This is a genomic window from Dryocola clanedunensis subsp. sulfonylureivorans (assembly GCF_016756775.1).
Taxonomy (GTDB): domain Bacteria; phylum Pseudomonadota; class Gammaproteobacteria; order Enterobacterales; family Enterobacteriaceae; genus Dryocola; species Dryocola clanedunensis.
In genome coordinates, this window is sequence record NZ_JAERMU010000005.1 from 88,575 (window position 1) to 109,096 (window position 20,522).

The 20,522-nt window shown below is 50.7% G+C and carries 18 protein-coding genes and 1 tRNA gene; 11 read left to right on the forward strand and 8 right to left on the reverse strand.

The window, feature by feature from the left end; translation table 11 throughout:
• Nucleotides 1-65 precede the first annotated feature (65 nt).
• Nucleotides 66-1,484 (reverse strand): sugar porter family MFS transporter, encoded by a 1,419-nt coding sequence (locus tag HYQ67_RS06490; protein ID WP_202302540.1) that lies wholly within the window; start codon nucleotides 1,482-1,484, stop codon nucleotides 66-68.
• A gap of 573 nt (nucleotides 1,485-2,057) precedes the next feature.
• On the opposite strand from HYQ67_RS06490, the gene HYQ67_RS06495 reads away from it, so the two are divergent.
• The 3 genes from HYQ67_RS06495 to HYQ67_RS06505 are packed head-to-tail and all read left to right on the forward strand — an operon-like array spanning nucleotide 2,058 to nucleotide 5,739.
• Entirely contained in the window at nucleotides 2,058-3,245 is a 1,188-nt protein-coding gene (locus tag HYQ67_RS06495) for an ROK family transcriptional regulator (RefSeq protein WP_237391130.1), read from the forward strand.
• A gap of 33 nt (nucleotides 3,246-3,278) precedes the next feature.
• Nucleotides 3,279-4,544, forward strand: a complete 1,266-nt coding sequence (locus HYQ67_RS06500; RefSeq protein WP_202302542.1) for a hypothetical protein — start codon at nucleotides 3,279-3,281, stop codon at nucleotides 4,542-4,544.
• A 28-nt stretch (nucleotides 4,545-4,572) separates the two neighbouring features.
• Entirely contained in the window at nucleotides 4,573-5,739 is a 1,167-nt protein-coding gene (locus tag HYQ67_RS06505) for an MFS transporter (RefSeq protein WP_202302544.1), read from the forward strand.
• Between the two features lie 216 nt (nucleotides 5,740-5,955).
• Here the strand turns inward: HYQ67_RS06505 and HYQ67_RS06510 are convergent.
• Together HYQ67_RS06510 and HYQ67_RS06515 are read right to left on the reverse strand one after the other, a co-directional pair.
• Nucleotides 5,956-6,043 (reverse strand) — tRNA-Ser (locus HYQ67_RS06510).
• A 150-nt stretch (nucleotides 6,044-6,193) separates the two neighbouring features.
• The gene (locus HYQ67_RS06515) at nucleotides 6,194-7,822 is read right to left on the reverse strand and encodes an ABC transporter substrate-binding protein (RefSeq protein WP_202302546.1); all 1,629 of its coding nucleotides are present in this window, start codon (nucleotides 7,820-7,822) and stop codon (nucleotides 6,194-6,196) included.
• A gap of 221 nt (nucleotides 7,823-8,043) precedes the next feature.
• Between HYQ67_RS06515 and yccA the strand changes: the two genes are divergently transcribed.
• The gene (yccA, locus tag HYQ67_RS06520) at nucleotides 8,044-8,703 is read left to right on the forward strand and encodes an FtsH protease modulator YccA (RefSeq protein WP_202302548.1); all 660 of its coding nucleotides are present in this window, start codon (nucleotides 8,044-8,046) and stop codon (nucleotides 8,701-8,703) included.
• 103 nt (nucleotides 8,704-8,806) lie between these two features.
• On the opposite strand, the gene HYQ67_RS06525 is transcribed toward yccA, so the two are convergent.
• On the reverse strand, nucleotides 8,807-10,540 hold the full coding sequence (locus tag HYQ67_RS06525) for a phosphoethanolamine transferase CptA (protein WP_202302550.1): 1,734 nt from the start codon (nucleotides 10,538-10,540) through the stop codon (nucleotides 8,807-8,809).
• Nucleotides 10,541-10,813: 273 nt separating this feature from the next.
• Between HYQ67_RS06525 and tusE the strand changes: the two genes are divergently transcribed.
• Nucleotides 10,814-11,143 carry a sulfurtransferase TusE gene (tusE, locus tag HYQ67_RS06530; RefSeq protein WP_202302552.1) on the forward strand — a complete coding sequence of 110 codons (330 nt, stop codon included), beginning with the start codon at nucleotides 10,814-10,816 and terminating at the stop codon, nucleotides 11,141-11,143.
• Here tusE and yccX read toward each other — a convergent pair.
• Nucleotides 11,140-11,421 carry an acylphosphatase gene (gene yccX, locus HYQ67_RS06535; protein WP_202302554.1) on the reverse strand — a complete coding sequence of 94 codons (282 nt, stop codon included), beginning with the start codon at nucleotides 11,419-11,421 and terminating at the stop codon, nucleotides 11,140-11,142. The two genes, tusE and yccX, sit on opposite strands and share 4 nt — an antisense overlap.
• 90 nt (nucleotides 11,422-11,511) lie before the next feature.
• On the opposite strand from yccX, the gene rlmI reads away from it, so the two are divergent.
• The gene (gene rlmI / locus HYQ67_RS06540) at nucleotides 11,512-12,702 is read left to right on the forward strand and encodes a 23S rRNA (cytosine(1962)-C(5))-methyltransferase RlmI (protein WP_202302556.1); all 1,191 of its coding nucleotides are present in this window, start codon (nucleotides 11,512-11,514) and stop codon (nucleotides 12,700-12,702) included.
• Nucleotides 12,703-12,763: 61 nt separating this feature from the next.
• Nucleotides 12,764-13,081 (forward strand): heat shock protein HspQ, encoded by a 318-nt coding sequence (gene hspQ / locus HYQ67_RS06545; protein ID WP_202302558.1) that lies wholly within the window; start codon nucleotides 12,764-12,766, stop codon nucleotides 13,079-13,081.
• A gap of 200 nt (nucleotides 13,082-13,281) precedes the next feature.
• Here the strand turns inward: hspQ and HYQ67_RS06550 are convergent, their stop codons facing one another.
• Nucleotides 13,282-13,695, reverse strand: coding sequence for a CoA-binding protein (locus tag HYQ67_RS06550; RefSeq protein ID WP_202302831.1), 414 nt, complete (start codon nucleotides 13,693-13,695; stop codon nucleotides 13,282-13,284).
• A gap of 187 nt (nucleotides 13,696-13,882) precedes the next feature.
• Between HYQ67_RS06550 and csgI the strand changes: the two genes are divergently transcribed.
• Nucleotides 13,883-14,548 (forward strand): curli synthesis inhibitor, encoded by a 666-nt coding sequence (gene csgI / locus HYQ67_RS06555; RefSeq protein ID WP_202302560.1) that lies wholly within the window; start codon nucleotides 13,883-13,885, stop codon nucleotides 14,546-14,548.
• Between the two features lie 84 nt (nucleotides 14,549-14,632).
• Complete coding sequence (gene mgsA / locus HYQ67_RS06560; RefSeq protein ID WP_202302561.1) at nucleotides 14,633-15,091, forward strand: methylglyoxal synthase; 459 nt, start codon at nucleotides 14,633-14,635, stop codon at nucleotides 15,089-15,091.
• Here mgsA and helD read toward each other — a convergent pair whose 3' ends face one another.
• On the reverse strand, nucleotides 15,092-17,146 hold the full coding sequence (helD, locus tag HYQ67_RS06565; protein WP_202302563.1) for a DNA helicase IV: 2,055 nt from the start codon (nucleotides 17,144-17,146) through the stop codon (nucleotides 15,092-15,094). It lies immediately after the preceding gene.
• Nucleotides 17,147-17,275: 129 nt separating this feature from the next.
• Between helD and HYQ67_RS06570 the strand changes: the two genes are divergently transcribed.
• Entirely contained in the window at nucleotides 17,276-17,722 is a 447-nt protein-coding gene (locus HYQ67_RS06570; RefSeq protein WP_202302565.1) for a YccF domain-containing protein, read from the forward strand.
• 21 nt (nucleotides 17,723-17,743) lie between these two features.
• Nucleotides 17,744-19,879, forward strand: coding sequence for a YccS family putative transporter (gene yccS, locus HYQ67_RS06575; protein ID WP_202302567.1), 2,136 nt, complete (start codon nucleotides 17,744-17,746; stop codon nucleotides 19,877-19,879).
• Here yccS and HYQ67_RS06580 read toward each other — a convergent pair.
• Entirely contained in the window at nucleotides 19,876-20,490 is a 615-nt protein-coding gene (locus HYQ67_RS06580; RefSeq protein WP_202302569.1) for a TfoX/Sxy family DNA transformation protein, read from the reverse strand. The genes yccS and HYQ67_RS06580 overlap by 4 nt on opposite strands.
• Nucleotides 20,491-20,522: the final 32 nt, after the last annotated feature.

Sequence of the window (20,522 nt, forward strand, 5' to 3'; positions counted from 1 at the left end):
AGTGTGGCAGAAAAATGCGCTCGTGCCTGGTAAGAGGATCGCAAAACCAGCGATGAACCTTTTGTTTATAGCCCAATATCCCGCAGCTTTTCCCCGGACATCAACTTCTTCTCGATGTTTTCAAGCGTCACGCCTTTGGTTTCCGGGATCAGCCAGTAGGTAATCCCGACAAACGCCAGGTTCAGCACGGTGTAAATCCAGAAAGTAGAAGCGGCACCAAAGTTATCCAGCAGCGTCAGGAAGGTCGCGCCAATAATCATATTGGAGACCCAGTTGGTGGTCGTTGAACAGGTGACCCCGAAATCACGGCATTTCAACGGCTGAATTTCCGAGCAGAGGATCCAGACAACCGGTGCGGCACTCATCGCATAACCCGCGATGCACATCATTGTCATACCAACAGCCAGCCAGGAAAGCCCGCCTGAAGCCGCGCCGCTGTCAACCTGCATCAGGCAGTAGCCCAGCACCAGCGTGCCCAGCGCCATCACGGTAAAACCAATTTTTAATGCGGGCTTGCGTCCGTTTTTATCGACGGTGAATACAGCGATAAAAGTCGCAAACATGAAGGTTAAGCCAACCACCACGGTCGCTATCATCTGCTCATGGGTTGTGCTGAACCCGGCCATTTCGAAGATTTTCGGCGCGTAATACATGATGATATTCATGCCGGTGAATTGCTGCATCGCCTGTAGCAACATCCCCAGGTAGACCGCACGCCTGACGTTGCGGTTACTTTTGAACAGCGCCCACCCACCCTGTTTGACCTTCAGGCTCTCGCGAATTTCGTTCAGCTCTTCACGTGCCTTTTCTGAGGTATCGCGCAGCATGCGTAGCACTTCCTCCGCCTTCACGTGTTGGCCCTTCGCCGCCAGCCAGCGCGGACTATTTGGCAGGAAGATCACCATCACCAGCAAAATGACGGCAGGCAGCGCCAGCACGCCGAGCATCGCTCGCCAGTTGCCGCTGTAGCTCAGCGCGGTATCAGACAGGAAGGCCAGCACGATGCCAAGCGTCACCATCAGCTGGTACATGCTGATCATTTTCCCGCGGACCTTTTCCGACGCCATTTCAGACAAATAAAGAGGAGCCGTGTAAGAGGCTATCCCTACCGCGACCCCAAGTATCACGCGGGCAAAAAGCAGAACCTCAAGATTGGTGGCAAACGCGGATCCAAGCGAACCTGCGATAAACAAAATCGCCCCGGCCAGCAGGCTGTACTTGCGCCCCAACCGATGAGACAGCCAGCCATTAAATAGCGCGCCGAGCGCAGCGCCCAGCATCATGCTGCTGACCACCCACTCCTGAGCGCGGCTGGATAAGGAGAAATGGTCGGTCAAAAACGGCAGCGCACCGGCAATCACACCGATATCCAGACCGAACAGTAATCCGGCAACCGCGGCAGAGACTGAGACGAACATATTCATGCGGCGAACGTTACGTTCATGCGCTTGCTGGATTAGCGGGGCATCACTGACATACGACATGCTACAACTCCTGCCTGTACGGAAATATTGGTTTTCCTAACGGTATGAGATTACACACCACGCAGGTCAGGCCTAAACAGGTGAAGAGATGGATAAACCTGCTACACCACTGCGTTTTGTGATGCAGGTTTCAATTACACACTGTCGAGACTGGTGAAAAAAACCCGTCAACCATTTATATTTAAAGATAAAAATTTTAAACATTATGATACATGGGAAACAGTTAACTTAAATGGATATGGATGATTTTCTCTATCAATGTGAATAAAACAAAGGCCACCTGAATTACGTGCGGCGCATGACAAGACGGTAATGATCCAGATAAAGGCAAATAACCCTCAAATAAGTCACACCAGACAAGCTGCACGATAACAACTGAGATGAAGTAACCCTCTCTCCAGGAGATCATTTTTTAACCTGTTTTGTGATCCACTCCAAAAATAGACAAAGCAAACTATATGCGCACTTAAAAAGCATTTAACTCTCACTAATACGATGTTAGTTTGTTTTTTAGACACATCATTGCCGATTAAACGCTCAATTAGTTTTGAATACAAACTAAGGAGGTACGTCTTGAACCTCAATGTTCCCAATACGTTACGACGGATGAACGCTTCTGTCGTGCTCAATGTGATTCGTCAAAATTCACCGCTTTCACGCGCTCAGATCGCCAAGCTAACCGGGATCACGAAGGCCACCGTTTCTGAAATAGTCAGCGACTTACTGGATGAGAAAATTATCTATGAGAGTGGGTTCAGCGAAACAGGAGGGTTAGGTCGTAAAGGAGTGCTGGTAAATTTTGATCCTGACCACGGGCTTGGAATTGGTATTGACCTGGGAGGAACGAAAATTACTTTCTCGCTGTTTAATTTAAACGCAGAAATATTAGCCCAACGTCAGGAGCCCACTTATCCGGTCACCACACGCATTGAATTTATCGACAGGTTTAGTGCAAGTATTCAGGCATTTATTGAATATCATCAAGTTCCCCGGGAAAAATTAAGAGTCATGGGTATCGCGACGCCAGGCATTGTTAATCATCTTAGCGGCGTCGTTTTAGAAGGTTCGCCAAATCTCCCCGAGTGGGACAACATTCCTCTCGCCGCAGAGCTGAGCAGCAGGTTGAATATCCGGGTAATTCTGGAAAATGATATTCGTGCGGCTCTTGTCGGGGAGATGTGGCGCGGTAAATGTCGGCATGTGCATAGCGCGGCGTTGATCGGGATAGGTACAGGGCTGGGCGCAGCGTTGCTTGTCGATGGAAAAATCATCCGCGGCGTTAATAACGCAGCGGGTGAGATTGGATACATGATGTTTGAGCGTAGCCATTTGAGCCAGAACTGGCGAAATAAAGGTTGCTTCGAGAATTACTGCTCGGGATCGGGTCTATCCGGTCGAATAGAAGAGCTAAGTGGCGCCTCAATGTCGGCGAAAGAGATCCTACAGGCGGCAGCCAGCAGGGAACATTTGCCCAATCAGGTGGTTGAAGAACTGGCAGATTATCTCACCATCGGCATCATTAATATCGTCAATATTGCCAACGTTGAGAAAATTATCCTTACTGGCGGCGTTGCTCAATCAGCTGCACTCTTTCTGCCACGTGTGCAGGCTAATCTCGATCGGCATCTTTTTGCTAATACCCGGGTTTTTGTTGAACTTTCAGAGCTGAAAGAACAGGCACCGTTATATGGAATTGCGATGTTGGCATTAGACGTCGTTTACCCTTCCATTCATTTTATGCCCGATACCCAGATCAATTAAATACAGTCGTTATAAACAATACAGGAGTCAACTATGGCGGGGATACATCTGCACCCTCACGATATTCTTGACGAAGGCGTCGGACCGATACTCAAGCGTATTGGTAAAATGAAAACGGTAAAGGATCTCTTTATCGAAGTGAATACCATCTTCGAACGTAATCCTTATCCTGTTGGTTCGTTGCCGCATAATCCTAAAAATTCATTTATTCAAGGTACAGGGACCCTACACGTCAAAATAAATGCTCAATCACAGCGTCTTTATCAGCGAATTGATCCAACCATTGATCAGGGAAACGATCCGCTGAAAATATTGAAGGATGCGACTGAAGGTAGCACCTGGCGGGTGATCCCCTGGGCAAATATCCTGAATGGGGATTTCGGCGGTACGGTTGCTGAAAATCAGGTTATTGATTTTAATGGTGATCCTATTGAACATTGGCTATGCCCGAACGGGCCGGATGTTATTGAATTCTGGAAAATGACCTTTCGCGCCATCAAAGAACAATATGGCTATTCGACTTTTTTAATTGACCGTATTCGTTATCCGGACTGGGCTGGCAAAAACGTCCGGCCTGGCGGGCTGTTTACCTGTTTTTGCCCTCATTGTCAGCGAGAAATGGAACAAACGGGGATCAGCGTTGCGGCCGTTCGTGGAAAGCTTGCGACGCTCGCGGCGCTCTTAAATAAAGGATGCTTTGATGAAACAGTCGATGCCTTACTCAAGGATCCTTTATTGCAGCGCTGGCTAGCCTTCCGACAGAACAGCGTGTCACGTTTCGTACAGCGCTTGCTGGCAGAAATTGATGAAATGAGTGACGGAAAAACAGAATTATGGCTCGACTTATGGCCACCCGCCTACGCCTGGATTTTGGGTCAGGATTACAGCGCGCTAACTCAGTGTTCATCCACCCTCAAACATTTCCCATATCATAAGCTTGGCGGCGGCGCCGATGTTCAAGGATTGATTGAGTATTTTGCCCATGACCCCCAGCAGCATGAACGTGCATTCACCGCTTTTAAGCGGTTATTTAATCTGCCCTATGCTCTTAGTTATCGGCAATTTAAGGCCAACGGTTTTCCCATCGCGTTTGTGCAACAGCAAAATAATCTGGTGCGCAAACAATCCCAGCCAGGGACGTTTATTTATAGCGGAATTCAAATGTGGAATATTGCCCCCGCGCCTCTACTTGAAGCAGTTGAAGCCGCTGAACAAAGCGACTGTGATGATCTTCTTTACTACTGCTATGGATGGGCTGAGGAAGAGCTATTTGATTCGATGAGCCGTCACGGGCGATAGTCTAAAAATACATTCGGAGGTATCAGATATGGCTAATAAACAAAAGTGGAAAGTCTTTTTCCTGCTATTTGTCACCATGTTCCTGCTTGGTGGAATACAGAATACCAAAGGGCTGATCCTTGAACAGGTTCAGCATGATATTAATCTCGATATTGGCCAGATCGGTACGCTGATAGTCGTGTTCCAGATAGGATTTTTAGTAGCAAGCTTGTTGACAGGTTATTTGACGGACAAGAAAGGCCTGAAGATCATGATGCTTACCGGCTCCGTGATGATGGCGGCAGGTCTTATTGGCACAAGTCTGGCATACGGTATCCTTTTCTTCTTTGGATTCTATTTGATTATCGGCGTCGGTATCGGATCAATGCTGGTATCGATAGTTACGGTCATTCCGACATTCTACAAAGAGAAAAGCGGTATGATGTTTAATATCTCCAACGCGATGTTTGGCGTGGGTATGATTGTAACGCCTCTTATTTTGCAACAACTTTTCTCTCATGATATCTCATGGCGTATTTTTTATGTTGGAATTGCTGTCATTGTGGCGATCATCATTATAGTGCTTGCCAGCCTGAAACTGGATAAAGCACAGGGCATGGAGATGCATCTTTCTGATTTTGTTTGCCTGCTCAAACATGGACGATTGATGCTGGTGATCTGTTTTATTGTCTTCTATGTTGCAGCCGAAGCGGCATTTTTAAACTTCTTCCCTATCTTCTACGGTTCCCTGGATATCAGCGGGTCATCTACGCAAGATAAGATGGCGACGGCGGCTTATGTGATATCCAGCTTCGCCGTGCTGTTTACCGTCGGACGCTTTATCGGTGGTTTTATTAATATGAAGTTGGGAGATCGTAAGACGTTAATTTTATTCTCGCTTTTCTCACTGATTTCCATTGTTATCAGCCGACAGTTTGCGGAGAGTTTTGTCTATCTGTTTATGGTGTTTGGTTTTTCTATGTCAGTGCTTTTCCCAACCGCCTCAGCCGCTGCGACAAAGCTAACGGATAAGAGTGGTTCCGCTATGGGGCTTATTTATGTCGCGTCAGGTTTGGGCGGAGCCTTCGCGGGCTGGCTGATTGGGCAGGTTTCTCAGCTGTACGGCGTATCAGTAGGATTCAACTTAATCATTGGTTTTGTTGCCATCTCATTTATCCTTACCCTCTTTATCCGTGAGAAAACGGTCACTTCATAATGCATTGATACCTCTGATAAGTCAGCTCACTTAATCAAATCGTGACTGACTTGCCAGGGGATAGGCACTTATCTGGTTGATACCAGCAGTTTTTTAACATTTCCTGCCGCAATGACCAGCAGGCGGACGAGTGCGCTCAAGCAATACTTAATAACATGCCGAAAAGTCGCAGCAACGAAAAAGCCCCAGCTTATTTCTAAGCTGGGGCTTAAATGTTGGCGGAAGCGCAGAGATTCGAACTCTGGAACCCTTTCGGGTCGCCGGTTTTCAAGACCGGTGCCTTCAACCGCTCGGCCACACTTCCAACGAGGCGAACTATAAACATACCCATACTTCATGTAAAGCACGAATTTGTTCGTTCGCCTGAAAAACAGCCAAATTTAATCCATTTGACTGAAACACCAACAATTTGATTAGTTTAACAACACTTTTAGCTGTCTTTTTCTGACTGGCGTTAGTGCTTTTTGATGTACATATCTTTGGTGTAGTAGAACGCGAGGTTGTTTGGCGCATAGCCACCGACATAGGGTTTTACCAGCTGTGCCAGAACATAGTGGTAAACGGGGATGGCAGGAACGTCTGTTGCCAGCCGATCTTCAGCCTGCTGATAGTATTTACCCCGCTCTGCCACATTATCCGCTTTTGCTGCGTGCTTAAGCGCATCGTCAAACGCCGCGTTGCTGTACTGGGAGGTGTTCTCAGAATCGCCGGTTCGGAAGTTATTGAGAAACGTTGCGGCATCATCATAATCTGCAATCCATGCATAGCGTACCGCGTCGAAGTTGCCGCTGTGCATAGTATCGAGCATGGTTTTCCATTCCTGATTTTGCAGCTTCGCCTCCACGCCCAGCTTTTTACTCCACATTGAGCTCACCGCAATGGCTATGCGCTTATGGCTTTCGGAAGTGTTGTAGAGCAGATTGAAGCTCAGCGGATGGGATGCATTAAAACCAGCCTCTGCCAGCAGTTTTTTAGCCTCTGCGACACGCTTTTCATGACTCCAGTTCGCATAGTCAGGGGATTTCAGCTCCACGCCACCAATTATCTTCTGGCTGAAGACCCAGGCCGGGATCTGCCCCTGCCCCAGCACTTTCCCGGCAATAATGTCTTTATCCAGAGCCATATTTAATGCACGGCGAACCCGGGCATCATTAAACGGTGGTTTGGTGGTATTAAACTCGTAGTAGTAAGTCGCCAGTTTTGGGGTGACATGAACCTGATCGGGAATGGATTTTTTCAGCGAGGCGAACAGCGTCTGGGGTATCGTAAAAACAATGTCTATTTCACCCGCTTTGTAGCGGTTGACATCCGCCGTTTCAGAGCTGATTGGCAGATAGGTCACCTGATTAATTACGGTATGGCTGTTATCCCAGTTCTGCGGATTACGCTGAGCCACAATCTTCTCGTTAACGACCCACTGCGATGGCTTATACGCCCCGCTGCACACAAAGTTTGCGGGCTGGGTCCATTTCTCACCAAACTTCTTAATAATAGCTTGATTGACGGGAACTAACGACGGGTGCGCCAGCATGGCAAGGAAGGAGGCTGTGGGTTGAGTCAGGGTTATTTGTAGCGTGTTAGCATCCACCGCCTTGACACCCAGGGTATCTAACGACTTTTTACCTTCTGCAATGTCGTGCGCGTTAACGACATGCATATTTCCCAGATAGCTCGCGTAAGGTGAACCCGTTTTAGGGTCAACCAGCCGCTGCCAGCTCCAGACCACATCCTGCGCGGTAATTGGCTGCCCGTTTGACCATTTGATACCCGGCCTGAGATGGAACGTCCAGACGGTGCTCTCCTTCTCTTCCCATTTATCCGCCAGCCGCGGCTCAATGCTGCCATCGTTTCTCACGGAGACCAGGCCATCGAAGAAATCGCTTATCAGGTTAAACTCAACGTCACTTTCAACCTTATGAGGATCAAGGGAAGCTGGCTCACTACCGTTATTGCGAACCAACTCCTGTTTTGCTGCCAGTTCGGTCCCTGCGGGTACGGTCGCGGCCCATGTTCCACACGCAGTAGCTGTTAAACTGAGCGCGACAAAAGTTTTGATCAATGTGTTGTGGTTGTTTGCTTTCATTAAACACGCCTTATTTGAGTTATAAATGACGGTACCGTTACAACTCTTAACGATGAACGTATTGAAAAGCTATAGTTTTCAGCAAAGTATAAGCAACCAATCTGGAACGAAACCTGTACATTTTTACGCCACCAGCAGGTAAAGATGGGTAAAAGAACTTTCGTTCACCAGGGCCCCCGCTTATTCTCCGTGACTATATACACCTACAAGAGAGTCTCTGAATGGATCGCATAATTACCTCCTCGCGTGACCGTTCGTCACTGTTAAGCACTCACAAGGTGCTGCGAAACACCTATTTCCTGCTCAGCCTGACCCTGGCATTCTCCGCAATGGTGGCGACGGCCAGCACCGTGTTGAACCTGCCGTCACCGGGGCTGATTCTGACGCTGGTTGGAATGTATGGTCTGATGTTCCTGACCTACCGTCTGGCCAACAAACCTACGGGTATCATCGCCGCCTTCGCCTTTACCGGCTTCCTGGGTTACATCCTGGGCCCTATCCTTAACGCTTATCTGTCTGCCGGTATGGGCGACGTTATCGGTATGGCGCTGGGCGGCACCGCGCTGGTGTTCTTCTGCTGCTCGGCCTATGTGCTGACCACCCGTAAGGACATGTCTTTCCTGGGCGGTATGTTAATGGCGGGTGTGGTCGTGGTGCTGGTAGGCATGGTGGCGAACATCTTCCTGCAGCTGCCGGCTTTGCACCTGGCAATCAGCGCGGTGTTCATTCTGATCTCCTCCGGCGCAATCCTGTTTGAGACGAGCAATATCATTCGCGGCGGCGAGACCAATTACATCCGCGCCACGGTGAGCCTGTATGTTTCTTTGTACAACATCTTCATCAGCCTGCTGAGCATTCTGGGTTTCGCCAGCCGCGACTAACGGCAGCGTAAACAGTTTATTCAGGCCATAAAAAAGCGGGGAGTGTCATATGACGCTCCCCGCTTTTTTTATCTACAGCGATTCAATACCGCCGTTTAACGATTTACTGATTACCGATTTGATCGCCGTACGGCAGCGAGTCGTAATCAAACAATCCTTTTTTCTTGTAAGGATTACCAATCCAGCGGGTGGTCTCCACAAACTGTGGGCTGGTGATTGCACGAGTCGCATCGTAGCCGTCATAGCTTAAACCGGCCATATCGGACCAGGTGTGGATCAGTTCCGAGCTGCTGTATTTGCGGTTTACATCATCAGAGAAATCGCGTGGATGGTTCTCCTGCCACTTCGGTGATGTCCAGAGAATAAACGGCACGGTATACATATGGCGCGTTGGGCTTGCTTCGTTACGCCCCTGCGTCTGATGCGGGGCCGTATCGTAAACTTCTTCACCATGGTCAGAGAAATAAAGCAGGAAGCCGTTTGGATCCGTCGCTTTGTAGTCTTTGATGATCGAAGAAACTACGTGGTCATTGAACAGGTTCGCGTTGTCATAACTGTTGTATGACTCCTGCTGGCTCTGGCTCAATCCCGGTGGCAAGCCATCAGTCTTACCGCTAAATTTATTCCAGCCGTCCGGGTAGCGGAAATCGTAGCGGATGTGCGTGCCCAGCAGATGCACAATGATGAACTTCTTCGGTGCCGGGTCTGCCAGGACTTCTTTAAACGGTGCCAGCACGTTCGTGTCGTACTCACGCGCACTCTGAGTACGCTGCTGGTTCATGTAATACTGTTTATCGGTTTGTCTCGAGAAAACAGTCAACATGGTGTTACGCGCGGTCATCGTCTGTTGGTTGGTGATCCAGAAGGTTTTGTAACCCGCCTGCTTCATCATGTTCATCAGCGAAGGCTGTGACAGATAAAGATCGGGGTTTTTCTCATCAGCAAAGGTCAGCGCCTGCTGAAGGATTTCGATGGTGTAAGGACGGGAGGTCACGACATCATTGAAGACCGTCAGTTGCGGATCGGTTTTATGCAGCTTATCCAGCTCAGGGGTCGTCTCGCGAGGGTAGCCGTACAGGCTCATACGTCCGCGCTGAGTTGACTCGCCAATAACCAGGACTAAAGTGCGCGGCGCGGCTCCAGACGAATCCTTAAGATTTTTCAGTGGGGGAAGCGCATTGTTAGAGCTGAGTAAATTATTCAGGCTTGCCAGCTGCTGGCGATACTCCGTATAAGCAACAATCAGCTGCCATGGCGCAGCAGGCTCAAGGCGGGTGGACAGCTTAGCGACTGAATCGCCGAAGTCACGCTTTTTGAAAAGCATTTCTTTGCCGATCGGTTGCAGTATCAGACCATACAGAATGGCAAAGGAGACCAGCCAGCGCCACGGTTTTGGAATGTAAACAGGGCGCAAACGCGTCCAGAGAAAAATGACCACGGCCGTATAGGCCAGGGCGACCAGCAACAGTTTCAGGCTGAAATACTGGCTGATGAATTCGCTGGCCTCACTGGCATTGGTTTCAAACATCACGAACAGGACGCTCTGAGAGAACTCCTGTCCATAAACGACGTAATAACCCAGCGCCGCGAGAGAAGCTGCCCAGAGGACGATACCCAGCACAGCTGCGATAATACGGGTTCGGTCAGGGAAGAGGAAAACCGGAATCAGCCAGAGAGAGCTGAACAGCAAGGAGTCACGCAGACCGTTGCTGCCGCTGTAGCCGTTGAATAAAATGACAATCTGTAAAACCGAAGAGAAAAACCAAAAATAGAGCAAAAGCCATCCTAATGCTTTTGCACTGAACTGACGTTCAGCGGGATTTGAAGTGATACGCATGTTGTTCCCTGTCCTGATAAAGTACTAATAACCGTAATGTTTCAATCTTAAGAAAGCCTTAATGCCACCTGCCGATCAGCGCAGATTAAATGCATCCGGCGGCGCAGTTTACCGATATATTTGAAGTGTTGCTAAAACAACCGCAAAAATCTTTCTCTTGCTCTGGCTCCATCAGTATCCGGTTATTCCCCATTGACCTCCCGCGGGCACTCTTTTTTCACGGCCTGTAAATTTGGTACACTGCTTCTGGTTTGAATAATTTCGTGGATGAATATGTTAATTTTCGAAGGTAAAACCATCGAGACAGATGCTGACGGCTATCTGAAAAACAGCGCTGAGTGGAGTGAATCGCTTGCCGTTGCGATAGCAGAAAAAGAAGGGATTACGCTTGCGGTTGAGCACTGGGAAGTGGTGCGCTTTGTGCGCGAGTTCTATCTGGAATTCAATACTTCCCCGGCTATTCGCATGCTGGTGAAAGCCATGGCCAATAAGTTTGGCGAGGAAAAAGGAAACAGCCGTTATCTGTACCGCCTGTTCCCTAAAGGGCCAGCCAAACAGGCCACGAAAATCGCAGGCCTGCCCAAGCCGGTGAAGTGCATTTAATAGCGAATGCCAAAGTTGGTCCACTCCCGGTCCGGGTGATGCGGTTCAGTCAGAACTTTATCGACCCTGGCACTCCGTGGACCACCAGCTTTCAGCCATTCGATCAGTTGCTCCACCTTTCCAGCCTCACCGCACGCCAGCACTTCCACGCTGCCGTCATCCATGTTGCGGGCATAGCCCGTTAACCCCAGATTCTGCGCTTCGCGCTGCGTGCTGTAACGAAATCCAACGCCCTGAACCATGCCGTGGACCCAGGCGAGCGTACAAACAGATGCCATAACTTCCTCCGTTAAAGGTTCTTACGTTGCATTTCGCGGGTGTAACCCGGAAAATGACGACCAATTCTTAGCAAAACAGCATAGCAAAATATGACCGTACGTTTAGTGTTAACCAAAGGGCGTGAAAAATCTTTATTACGCCGTCATCCGTGGGTGTTTTCCGGTGCAGTAGCCCGCATGGAAGGAAAAGCGAATCTCGGTGAAACCGTCGACGTTGTGGACAGCAACGGCAAATGGTTAGCCCGTGCCGCGTACTCCCCATCTTCGCAAATTCGTGCCCGCGTCTGGACGTTCGATGCCAGTGAAGAGATTGATATCGCCTTCTTCACGCGCCGTTTACAGCAGGCGCAGCAGTGGCGAGAATGGCTTGCGAAACGTGACGGTCTGGACAGCTATCGTCTGATCGCCGGTGAATCCGACGGCCTGCCGGGTGTGACCATTGACCGCTTTGGTGATTTTCTCGTTCTTCAGCTACTTTCTGCTGGTGCAGAATATCAGCGCCCTGCGCTGGTCGCCGCGCTACAGAGCCTTTACCCACAATGCGCCATCTATGACCGCTCGGACGTTGCGGTACGTAAGAAAGAGGGGATGGAGCTGACTCAGGGGCCGGTAAGCGGTGAGTTGCCGCCTGACCTGCTGCCTATCGAAGAGCACGGTATGAAGTTGCTGGTGGATATCAAAGGCGGTCATAAAACGGGTTATTACCTCGATCAGCGCGACAGCCGTTTTGCCACTCGTCAATACGTGAAGGATAAGCACGTACTTAACTGCTTCTCCTACACCGGCGGCTTTGCGGTTTCTGCGTTAATGGGCGGCTGCAGCCAGGTCGTGAGCGTTGATACGTCTCAGGACGCGCTTGACGTGGCTAAGCAGAACGTCGAGCTGAATAAACTGGACCTGAGTAAGGCAGAGTTCCTGCGTGATGATGTCTTCAAACTGCTGCGTAAATACCGCGATGCAGGCGAGAAGTTCGACGTTATCATCATGGATCCGCCAAAGTTCGTGGAAAACAAAAACCAGCTGATGGGCGCGTGTCGTGGCTACAAAGATATCAATATGCTGGCCATCCAGCTGCTGAATCCCGGCGGCATTCTGATGACGTTCTCCTGTTCAGGTTTGATGACAACCGATCTGTTCCAGAAAATCATCGCCGATGCCGCCGTAGATGCCGGACGTGATGTACAATTTATAGAGCAGTTCCGTCAGGCGGCCGATCACCCGGTGATCGCAACCTATCCGGAAGGTCTGTATCTGAAAGGGTTTGCCTGTCGCGTCATGTAGCTTGAAAAGGGGGAAATTGACCGCATATCCCAATGCAGAGCAATATTCCCGGGAGGTGACTATGATTGCCAGCAAATTCGGTATTGGTCAGCAGGTCAGACACTCGCTGCTGGGTTATTTAGGGGTGGTCGTGGATATTGACCCTGAGTATTCCCTTGATGAACCGGCAGAGGACGAACTGGCCGATAACGACGCCCTGCGTGCCTCACCCTGGTATCACGTGGTGATGGAAGATGATGATGGCCAGGCGGTGCATACCTATCTTGCCGAGGCCCAACTAAGCTGGGAAGCTCAGGACGAACACCCTGAGCAGCCGTCAATGGACGATTTAGCTGCCTCAATACGGCAACAGCTTCAGGCACCTCGCCTGCGTAACTGACAAAACCCCGCAAATGCGGGGTTAGATTGCTGACAAAGAAGGAAAAAACGTGTTTTTTCCTTCTTTGTGGTAAGCAGGCGAAACTCAATGAATTGATTTTCCTTGTTATTTATTCGGTGAGATCTTTGCGAAGCTCATTCGCTTTAGGTTTGCGATCGGTCTGGTTTTTTTATTCGCTAGTAAAGAAAAGCGAGATGTGCTTATTTCGCCAGTCCCAACCTTGGGATTTCAATGGCCGGACAACGGTCCATCACCACGTTAAGCCCTGCATCCTGCGCCAGTACCGCCGCCTGCTCATTGATGACGCCCAGCTGCATCCAAAGCGTTTTAGCGCCAATGGCAATGGCGTCTTTCGCAACTTCCCAGGCCGCTTCTGAATGACGGAACACGTCCACCATATCCACTTTTTCAGGGACTTCTGCCAGCGTGCCATACCCCTGCTGACCCAGCAGCGTTTTTCCGGCCACTTTCGGCGAGACGGGAATAACGTGGTAGCCCTGATCCAGCAGATAGGCCATCACCCGATAGCTTGGGCGATCTGGCTTATCGCTGGCTCCCACTAAAGCAATGGTCCGCGTGTTTTTTAAAATACTTTCAATATCCGTCTGTTTCATGACGCTCTCCGCCTGAAGGGTGTAGCCAGAAGTGTATGCCAAAGGTTTCACCCTCACCATCTTTCCCATACGGATGTATGAGAGCAAAAACCCAGAATATGTCTATATGTTAATGAGGTGGGATGGTGAAAAATTTTGATACATTCAGTCATGATTTCTTTGGGACGCGCAGGCAATGGAGAACAGAATGATTATCAGGCCAAAACGCTTTCTATTGTGCGCCCTGCTCTTGCCCGCTGTCGGTTGGGCTACCACCCTGCGTCTGTCGACGGATATCGACCTGCTGGTGCTTGATGGCAAGAAAGTTTCAAGCTCGCTGTTAAAGGGTGCAGACAGTATTGAGCTGGACAACGGCCCACATCAGATAGTGTTCCGCGTCGAAAAAAACATCCGTGCTAACCCCCGTGAACAAAGGCTCTATATTTCCCCACCGCTGGTCGTCAGCTTTAACACGCAGCAGATAAGCCAGGTCAATTTTAATCTTCCCCGCATCGAAAACGAGAAAGAGAGTGAAGCCTTTGACAGCACTCCCCATTTGCAGCTTCTGGATGGCAGTTCGGCGATGATTCCTATCAAGCTCGATGTGTTGACGCTGAAACCCGGCTCGCAGGGCTTTGATTATGAGAACGATACTCAACGCTACAATAAAGCGGGTAAGCCCGCTTCCATTCCCCAGTTTGCCGTCATGATGGCAGACGACAGCGCTTTACTGTCAGGGAGTTCTGAGCTGGATCCTCCCGTACGCTCATCAGAAACGCTTACCGAGCAAAGGCTTAAATACTGGTTTACTCAGGCGGATAAAACCACTCGCGAGAACTTTCTACGGTGGGTTAAAGAACACCCATCGCAGTAATCAGCCACATTTTTGATTCCCTTCTCTTGCGGCATCAGCGACTTCCAGTAAGCTGTAGCCAACGCAAATTAACCGGATAATTCTATGGAATCGACAAGCCGCACCCTTTCTGCCCAGAAGCACATTGCGCTGGTGGCACACGATCACTGCAAAAAAGCGCTTTTGAATTGGGTTGAGCGCCACAAATCCTTGCTGAGTCAGCATGTTCTCTACGCTACTGGCACAACAGGTAACCTTGTTCAGCGAGCCAGCGGGCTGGAAGTGAACGCTATGCTAAGCGGCCCAATGGGCGGCGATCAGCAGGTAGGTGCTTTGATTTCAGAAGGGAAAATTGATGTGCTGATTTTCTTTTGGGATCCGCTAAATGCAGTCCCGCACGATCCCGATGTGAAGGCGCTACTGCGCCTGGCAACCGTGTGGAATATTCCTGTCGCCACTAACCTCTCCACCGCCGATTTTATTATTCAGTCGCCGGCATTCAGCCGGGATGTGGAAATCCTCATCCCGGAATATCAGCGCTATCTTGCCGAGCGCCTGAAGTAATTAAGGCCGACCCGCCGCGGGCACGCCGAGGCGTTTGAGGATGTCGACAAAATCAGACGGCTCTTTTTTATTAAACATCAGCCAGACACGATGGCGTGCCCGCGTCATCGCAACATAAAGCAGTCGCCGCTCCTCGGCATCCAGATACTCTTCCGGCTGCGGTAACAGGGCCTGCTCCATTACCGACTCCCTTGCCGGCGCCGGGAAACCGTCTTTCCCCTGCTGTAAACCCAGCACGATAACGTAATCCGCCTGCTGGCCCTTGCTGGCATGAATCGTCATAAAATCGATAGCCAGTTTTGGCCAGCGCGTTGCCGCCTTTTCCAGGCTTGCCGGACGCAGGTGGTGGTAACGGGCCAGCACCAGTATTCGTTGTTCCGGTTTCGCGTAGCCACTCAGCTTGTCCAGCAAGGCTTCAAGCCGATCGTCCACCAACAGCGTCACCGACTTTTTATCACCTTTCGATAAGCTATTGAGCGGTTTCGCCAGCTGATTCGGGTTTTGCTGAATAAAGCTGTTGGCAATTTCACCAATGCGATCGTTAAAGCGATAGGTCGTGTCGAGCGCGCACTGGTCACCTTCACCAAAGTGGTGGGTAAAGGCCGTTGTCAGCGCCATTTCCGCCCCGCTGAAACGATAGATTGCCTGCCAGTCGTCCCCTACCGCATAGAGGGATGTGTGTGAGTTCTGGCGGCGGAGCGCAGCCAGCAGCGCCGCACGCTGGGGGGAGATGTCCTGGAACTCATCCACCAGAATGTGCTTCCACGGGCTGATAAACCGGCCCTTTTCCAGCACGTTTACCGCCTGATGAATCAACCCCGAGAAATCCACGGCTTCCTCTGCCTTTAATGCACTCTTCCAGCATTTAAGTAAGGGGGCCATTAGTTTGACGCGTTTAGTAAAGACGTCGCGTATCTCTTCCGGGCAGTTGGCGATCATTTCCGCCTGCGAACCGCCGTGCATACGCATCAGACTCAGCCAGCGATCCAGACGGCTGGCGAGCCGTTTGGCCAGGCGCTCATCACGCCAGTATTCACCTTCGGGAACCTCCCACTCCAGCTCTTCGCTAAGCCATTCACGCCAGCCTTTGGCCTGCGCTTTTTTCTCCCGGCACTGCTGCTGCCAGTTTTCGATTAAGAGCTTATGGCGTGCGCTGGTGTCTGACTCCAGCTCGCTGATACGCGGCGCTTTCTTGCTGCCCTGTTGGATAATGTGTAGCGCCAACGCGTGGAAAGTCCGGGCGGTAATCGCATCGGTATGTAAGCGTTCGGCAATTCGCTCATCCATTTCCTGTGCGGCCTTGCGCCCAAACGCCAGCAGCAGAATCTGATCTTCCGTCGCCTCGCCCCGTTGCAGAAGCCAGCCAGCACGGGCCACCAGCACCGATGTTTTACCGCTCCCTGCACCAGCGAGCACCAGTAGGGAATCTTCACCGTTGACGACGGCGCGTGCCTGGGATGGGTTTAAGGGGGAACTTTCTACCTGCTCGAAGAAACTGGCATACTTTTCAAGCATGCGCTCTGTGTAGGCTGCGTTTCGCTCATGGCGGCGTCTGTCGCCCTGCTCAAGCCATGCTTTGCAGTTCAGCCAGGCTTCGCGACAATTATCAAACTCTTCCAGCCGCTCCTGAGGCAAGGGTAACGCGGCAAATGCCCCCCTGACATTCTGCTGTAAGGCTTGCATATCACTGCGTTTGAACCATTTTTCCTGCTGCGTCCGGAGCATTATTTCATCGTACTGTTCACAAAGAACCTGCGCTGCAACCTCGCTCATCTCTGCACTCCAGGCCTGCCAGAGCGTATCAAGATGGTGGTAAAAACGCTGAGTCTCCCCCCACTCGGTGCCGTGCAGCCGCACAACTTTATCTTCCGGCAACAGAAACTCCAGCTCACCCCACACCAGACCACGCTTGATGTTGATCGCCACCAGCTGGTTGAATGGGATAAGGTATTCATGACGATCGCCCTTTACCTCAACGCCCGCGCTGAGGAGCTTCACGCGATTGTACGGGTGCTGTGCTAAATGTTTGCCAAGGGCGGTCGCTTTGAGTTCCATTACGCTTTATCTGCTCCTGAGTGAAGTTGCTGCTAAGTTTACCTGCCGAAGGAATGACGCTCCAGGGTAAAAACGCGTTACAATTGTTGTGGTTATTCATTGTATGACATTTACTAACGAAGAGTGCTTATGCGTACTGTCCTTAATGTATTGAACTTTGTACTGGGTGGTTTTTTAACAACCCTCTCCTGGTTACTGGCCACCTTCGTCAGTATTATTTTTATTTTTACGCTGCCGCTAACGCGATCCTGCTGGGAAATTACCAAACTTTCCCTCGTACCCTACGGTAACGAAGCTATTCATGTCGATGAACTTAATCCACAAGGGAAAAGTTCACTCCTCAATACCGGCGGCACGCTGCTGAACATCTTGTGGCTGATTTTCTTTGGCTGGTGGCTATGCGTGATGCATATCATGACCGGGATCGTGCAATGCGTGTCTATTATCGGTATCCCGGTAGGCATCGCCAATTTCAAAATTGCCGCCATTGCCTTGTGGCCGGTGGGACGCCGCGTGGTCCCGGTCGAGGTTGCTCAAGCCGCACGTTCCGCCAACGCGCAACGTCGTTTTCAGTAATGCAAAGGAAAGTAGCTACTAATGCTTAGTCCTATTTTCCGTCGCTACACCTGGAACAGTGCCTGGCTCTATAACTTACGCATTTTTATTGCGTTAACCGGTACGGCAGCCCTTCCCTGGTGGCTCGGGGAGGTCAAACTCACCATTCCGCTGACACTTGGAGTCGTTGCGGCAGCGCTGGCGGACCTGGACGATCGCCTGACGGGCAGGCTGCGTAATCTGCTCATCACCCTGGTGAGTTTTTTTATTGCCTCAGCTTCTGTCGAACTGCTGTATCCCTGGCCGTGGCTTTTTGCGCTTGGATTGATGATTTCAACCAGCGGATTTATTCTGCTCGGCGGACTGGGCCAGCGCTACGCTACCATCGCCTTTGGCGCGCTGCTCATCGCCATCTACACGATGTTGGGCATTTCTCTCTACGATCACTGGTATCAGCAACCGCTGCTGCTGCTGACCGGGGCCGTCTGGTATAACTTGCTGACGCTTGCTGGCCATCTGATCTTTCCGATTCGTCCGTTACAGGACAATCTGGCCCGCTGTTACGAACATCTTGCACAGTTTCTGGACGTTAAAGCCACGCTGTTCGACCCCGATATTGAAGACGAAAGTCAGGCTCCCATGTTGGGGTTAGCAATGGCTAACAGCCAGTTGGTTACCACGCTCAACCAGACAAAAGCCTCTTTGCTGACCCGCTTACGGGGCGATCGGGGGCAACGCGGTACACGGCGTACGCTGCACTATTATTTTGTAGCCCAGGATATTCATGAGCGCGCCAGCTCATCGCATATTCAGTACCAGGCCTTAAGAGATAAGTTCCGCTACAGCGACATCATGTTCCGTTTCCAGCGGCTGCTCACCATGCAGTCCCAGGCCTGTCAGCAGCTTTCACGCTCTATTTTGTTGCGCATGCCTTATCAGCACAATGACCGCTTTGAACGTGCATTTACGCATCTTGAATCGGCAATAGATCGCGTCAATGCAGCCGACCCGGCAGGCAGCGAGAAAAAAGCGCTCGGCTTCCTGTTAAACAACCTGCGAGCCATCGACGCTCAGCTTGCCACCATTGAATCTGAACAGGCTCTGGCTGCCCCGCTGAACGAAATGGAAACCCGGCTCGCCGATGACAGACTGACGGGCTTTGGAGATATCTGGCAGCGGTTGACCCGGAACCTGACGCCCGAATCAGCCCTGTTCCGCCACGCTGTACGCATGTCTACCGTGCTTTGTGTCGGTTACGCGTTTATCCAGTTTACCGGCCTGCAGCACGGGTACTGGATACTGCTAACCAGCCTCTTTGTTTGTCAGCCCAATTACAGTGCGACGCGCCGTCGTCTGGCATTGCGTATTGTGGGAACCCTGGTCGGAGTGGCGATTGGCCTGCCCATTTTGTTTTTTGTCCCTTCACTGGAAGGGCAACTGATTCTGATAGTGATAACAGGCGTACTGTTCTTTGCGTTTCGTCATGTTCAATACGCTCACGCAACGATGTTCATTACCCTGCTTGTTCTGCTGTGCTTTAACCTGCTGGGTGAAGGCTTCGAAGTGGCCCTACCGCGTATTGTCGACACGCTTTTGGGTTGTGGTATAGCCTGGGCCGCGGTGAGTTTCATCTGGCCAGACTGGCGTTTTCGCCGCTTACCTCTTGTTGTCGAGCGGGCGTTTAATGCAAACTGCCGCTATCTGGACGCGATTCTTGAGCAGTACCATCAGGGAAGAGATAACCGTCTCGAGTATCGAATCGCGCGGCGTGATGCCCATAACCGCGATGCGGATTTAGCCTCAGTGGTATCCAATATGTCCTCTGAACCCCGGGTCACACCAGAAACCCGTGAGACTGCGTTCCGCTTGCTGTGCCTGAATCATACTTTTAACAGCTATGTTTCAGCGCTGGGTGCGCACCGCGAGAAACTGACCAATCCTCAGATCCTGCTGCTGCTTGACGATGCGGTTTGTTACGTCGATGACGCTCTGCATCATCTTCCTGCGGACGAAGAACGCGTTCAGAAATCTCTTCGCGGTCTGTCAGAGCAGATCGCGAAAATCGAACCCTGCTCGGAGACAAAAGAACCCTTAGTCGTGCAGCAAATTGGTTTGCTGGTCGCTCTGCTACCGGAAATCTCGCGTCTCCGGCAGCACATTGTTCAGGAGATTGATTAACGTCGTTTACGCTGCTCGTACTGTTTGTACCATTCAGCTAGCTCCTGGCGAGTTCTCGCCGGGAGCGCTGCTTCATGAATCCCGGATATTGCTCCCGCCAGGGATAAAAGAATTTTCAGGCCAACGCACTTTTTAACGGTGCGCAACTTAATCCAGCTACGCCGTGCTCCGTAAGCATACAGCGTGCGGATGTCCGTAATACCTGCTTCCCAGAGCATAATTTCCAGATTTGCAGACAAGTTGGGCAAATCTTTCAAACGCTTCTGGAGCTTACGTCCTGAACGTTCCCGACGGGCGCTTCTTAACGCTTCCGATGAGAGATGCAGCAGTTTATTCGAATCCTCCCAAAGCTCATCATCAACGCGGTAATAGTTCAGCGCTATGGGGCGGCCGCGTTTGCTGAAAATCAAAGGCGGAGAAGCTTTCGTCACAAAATAACTTTCACACTCTTCGCATGCCCGCAGATAAAGTTCCCCTTCAGAAATCATGGCAAAAACCACAGTTTCAACGGAAAGACTGTAGCCACCGAACTGCGCATGATATTCAACATCGCCCAGAGGTGAGAGATATTCTTGCGACTGATGTATCCTTTCGTAAGACTTCATACTCATGAATATATCCTTACTTTTCATGGATTAAATTA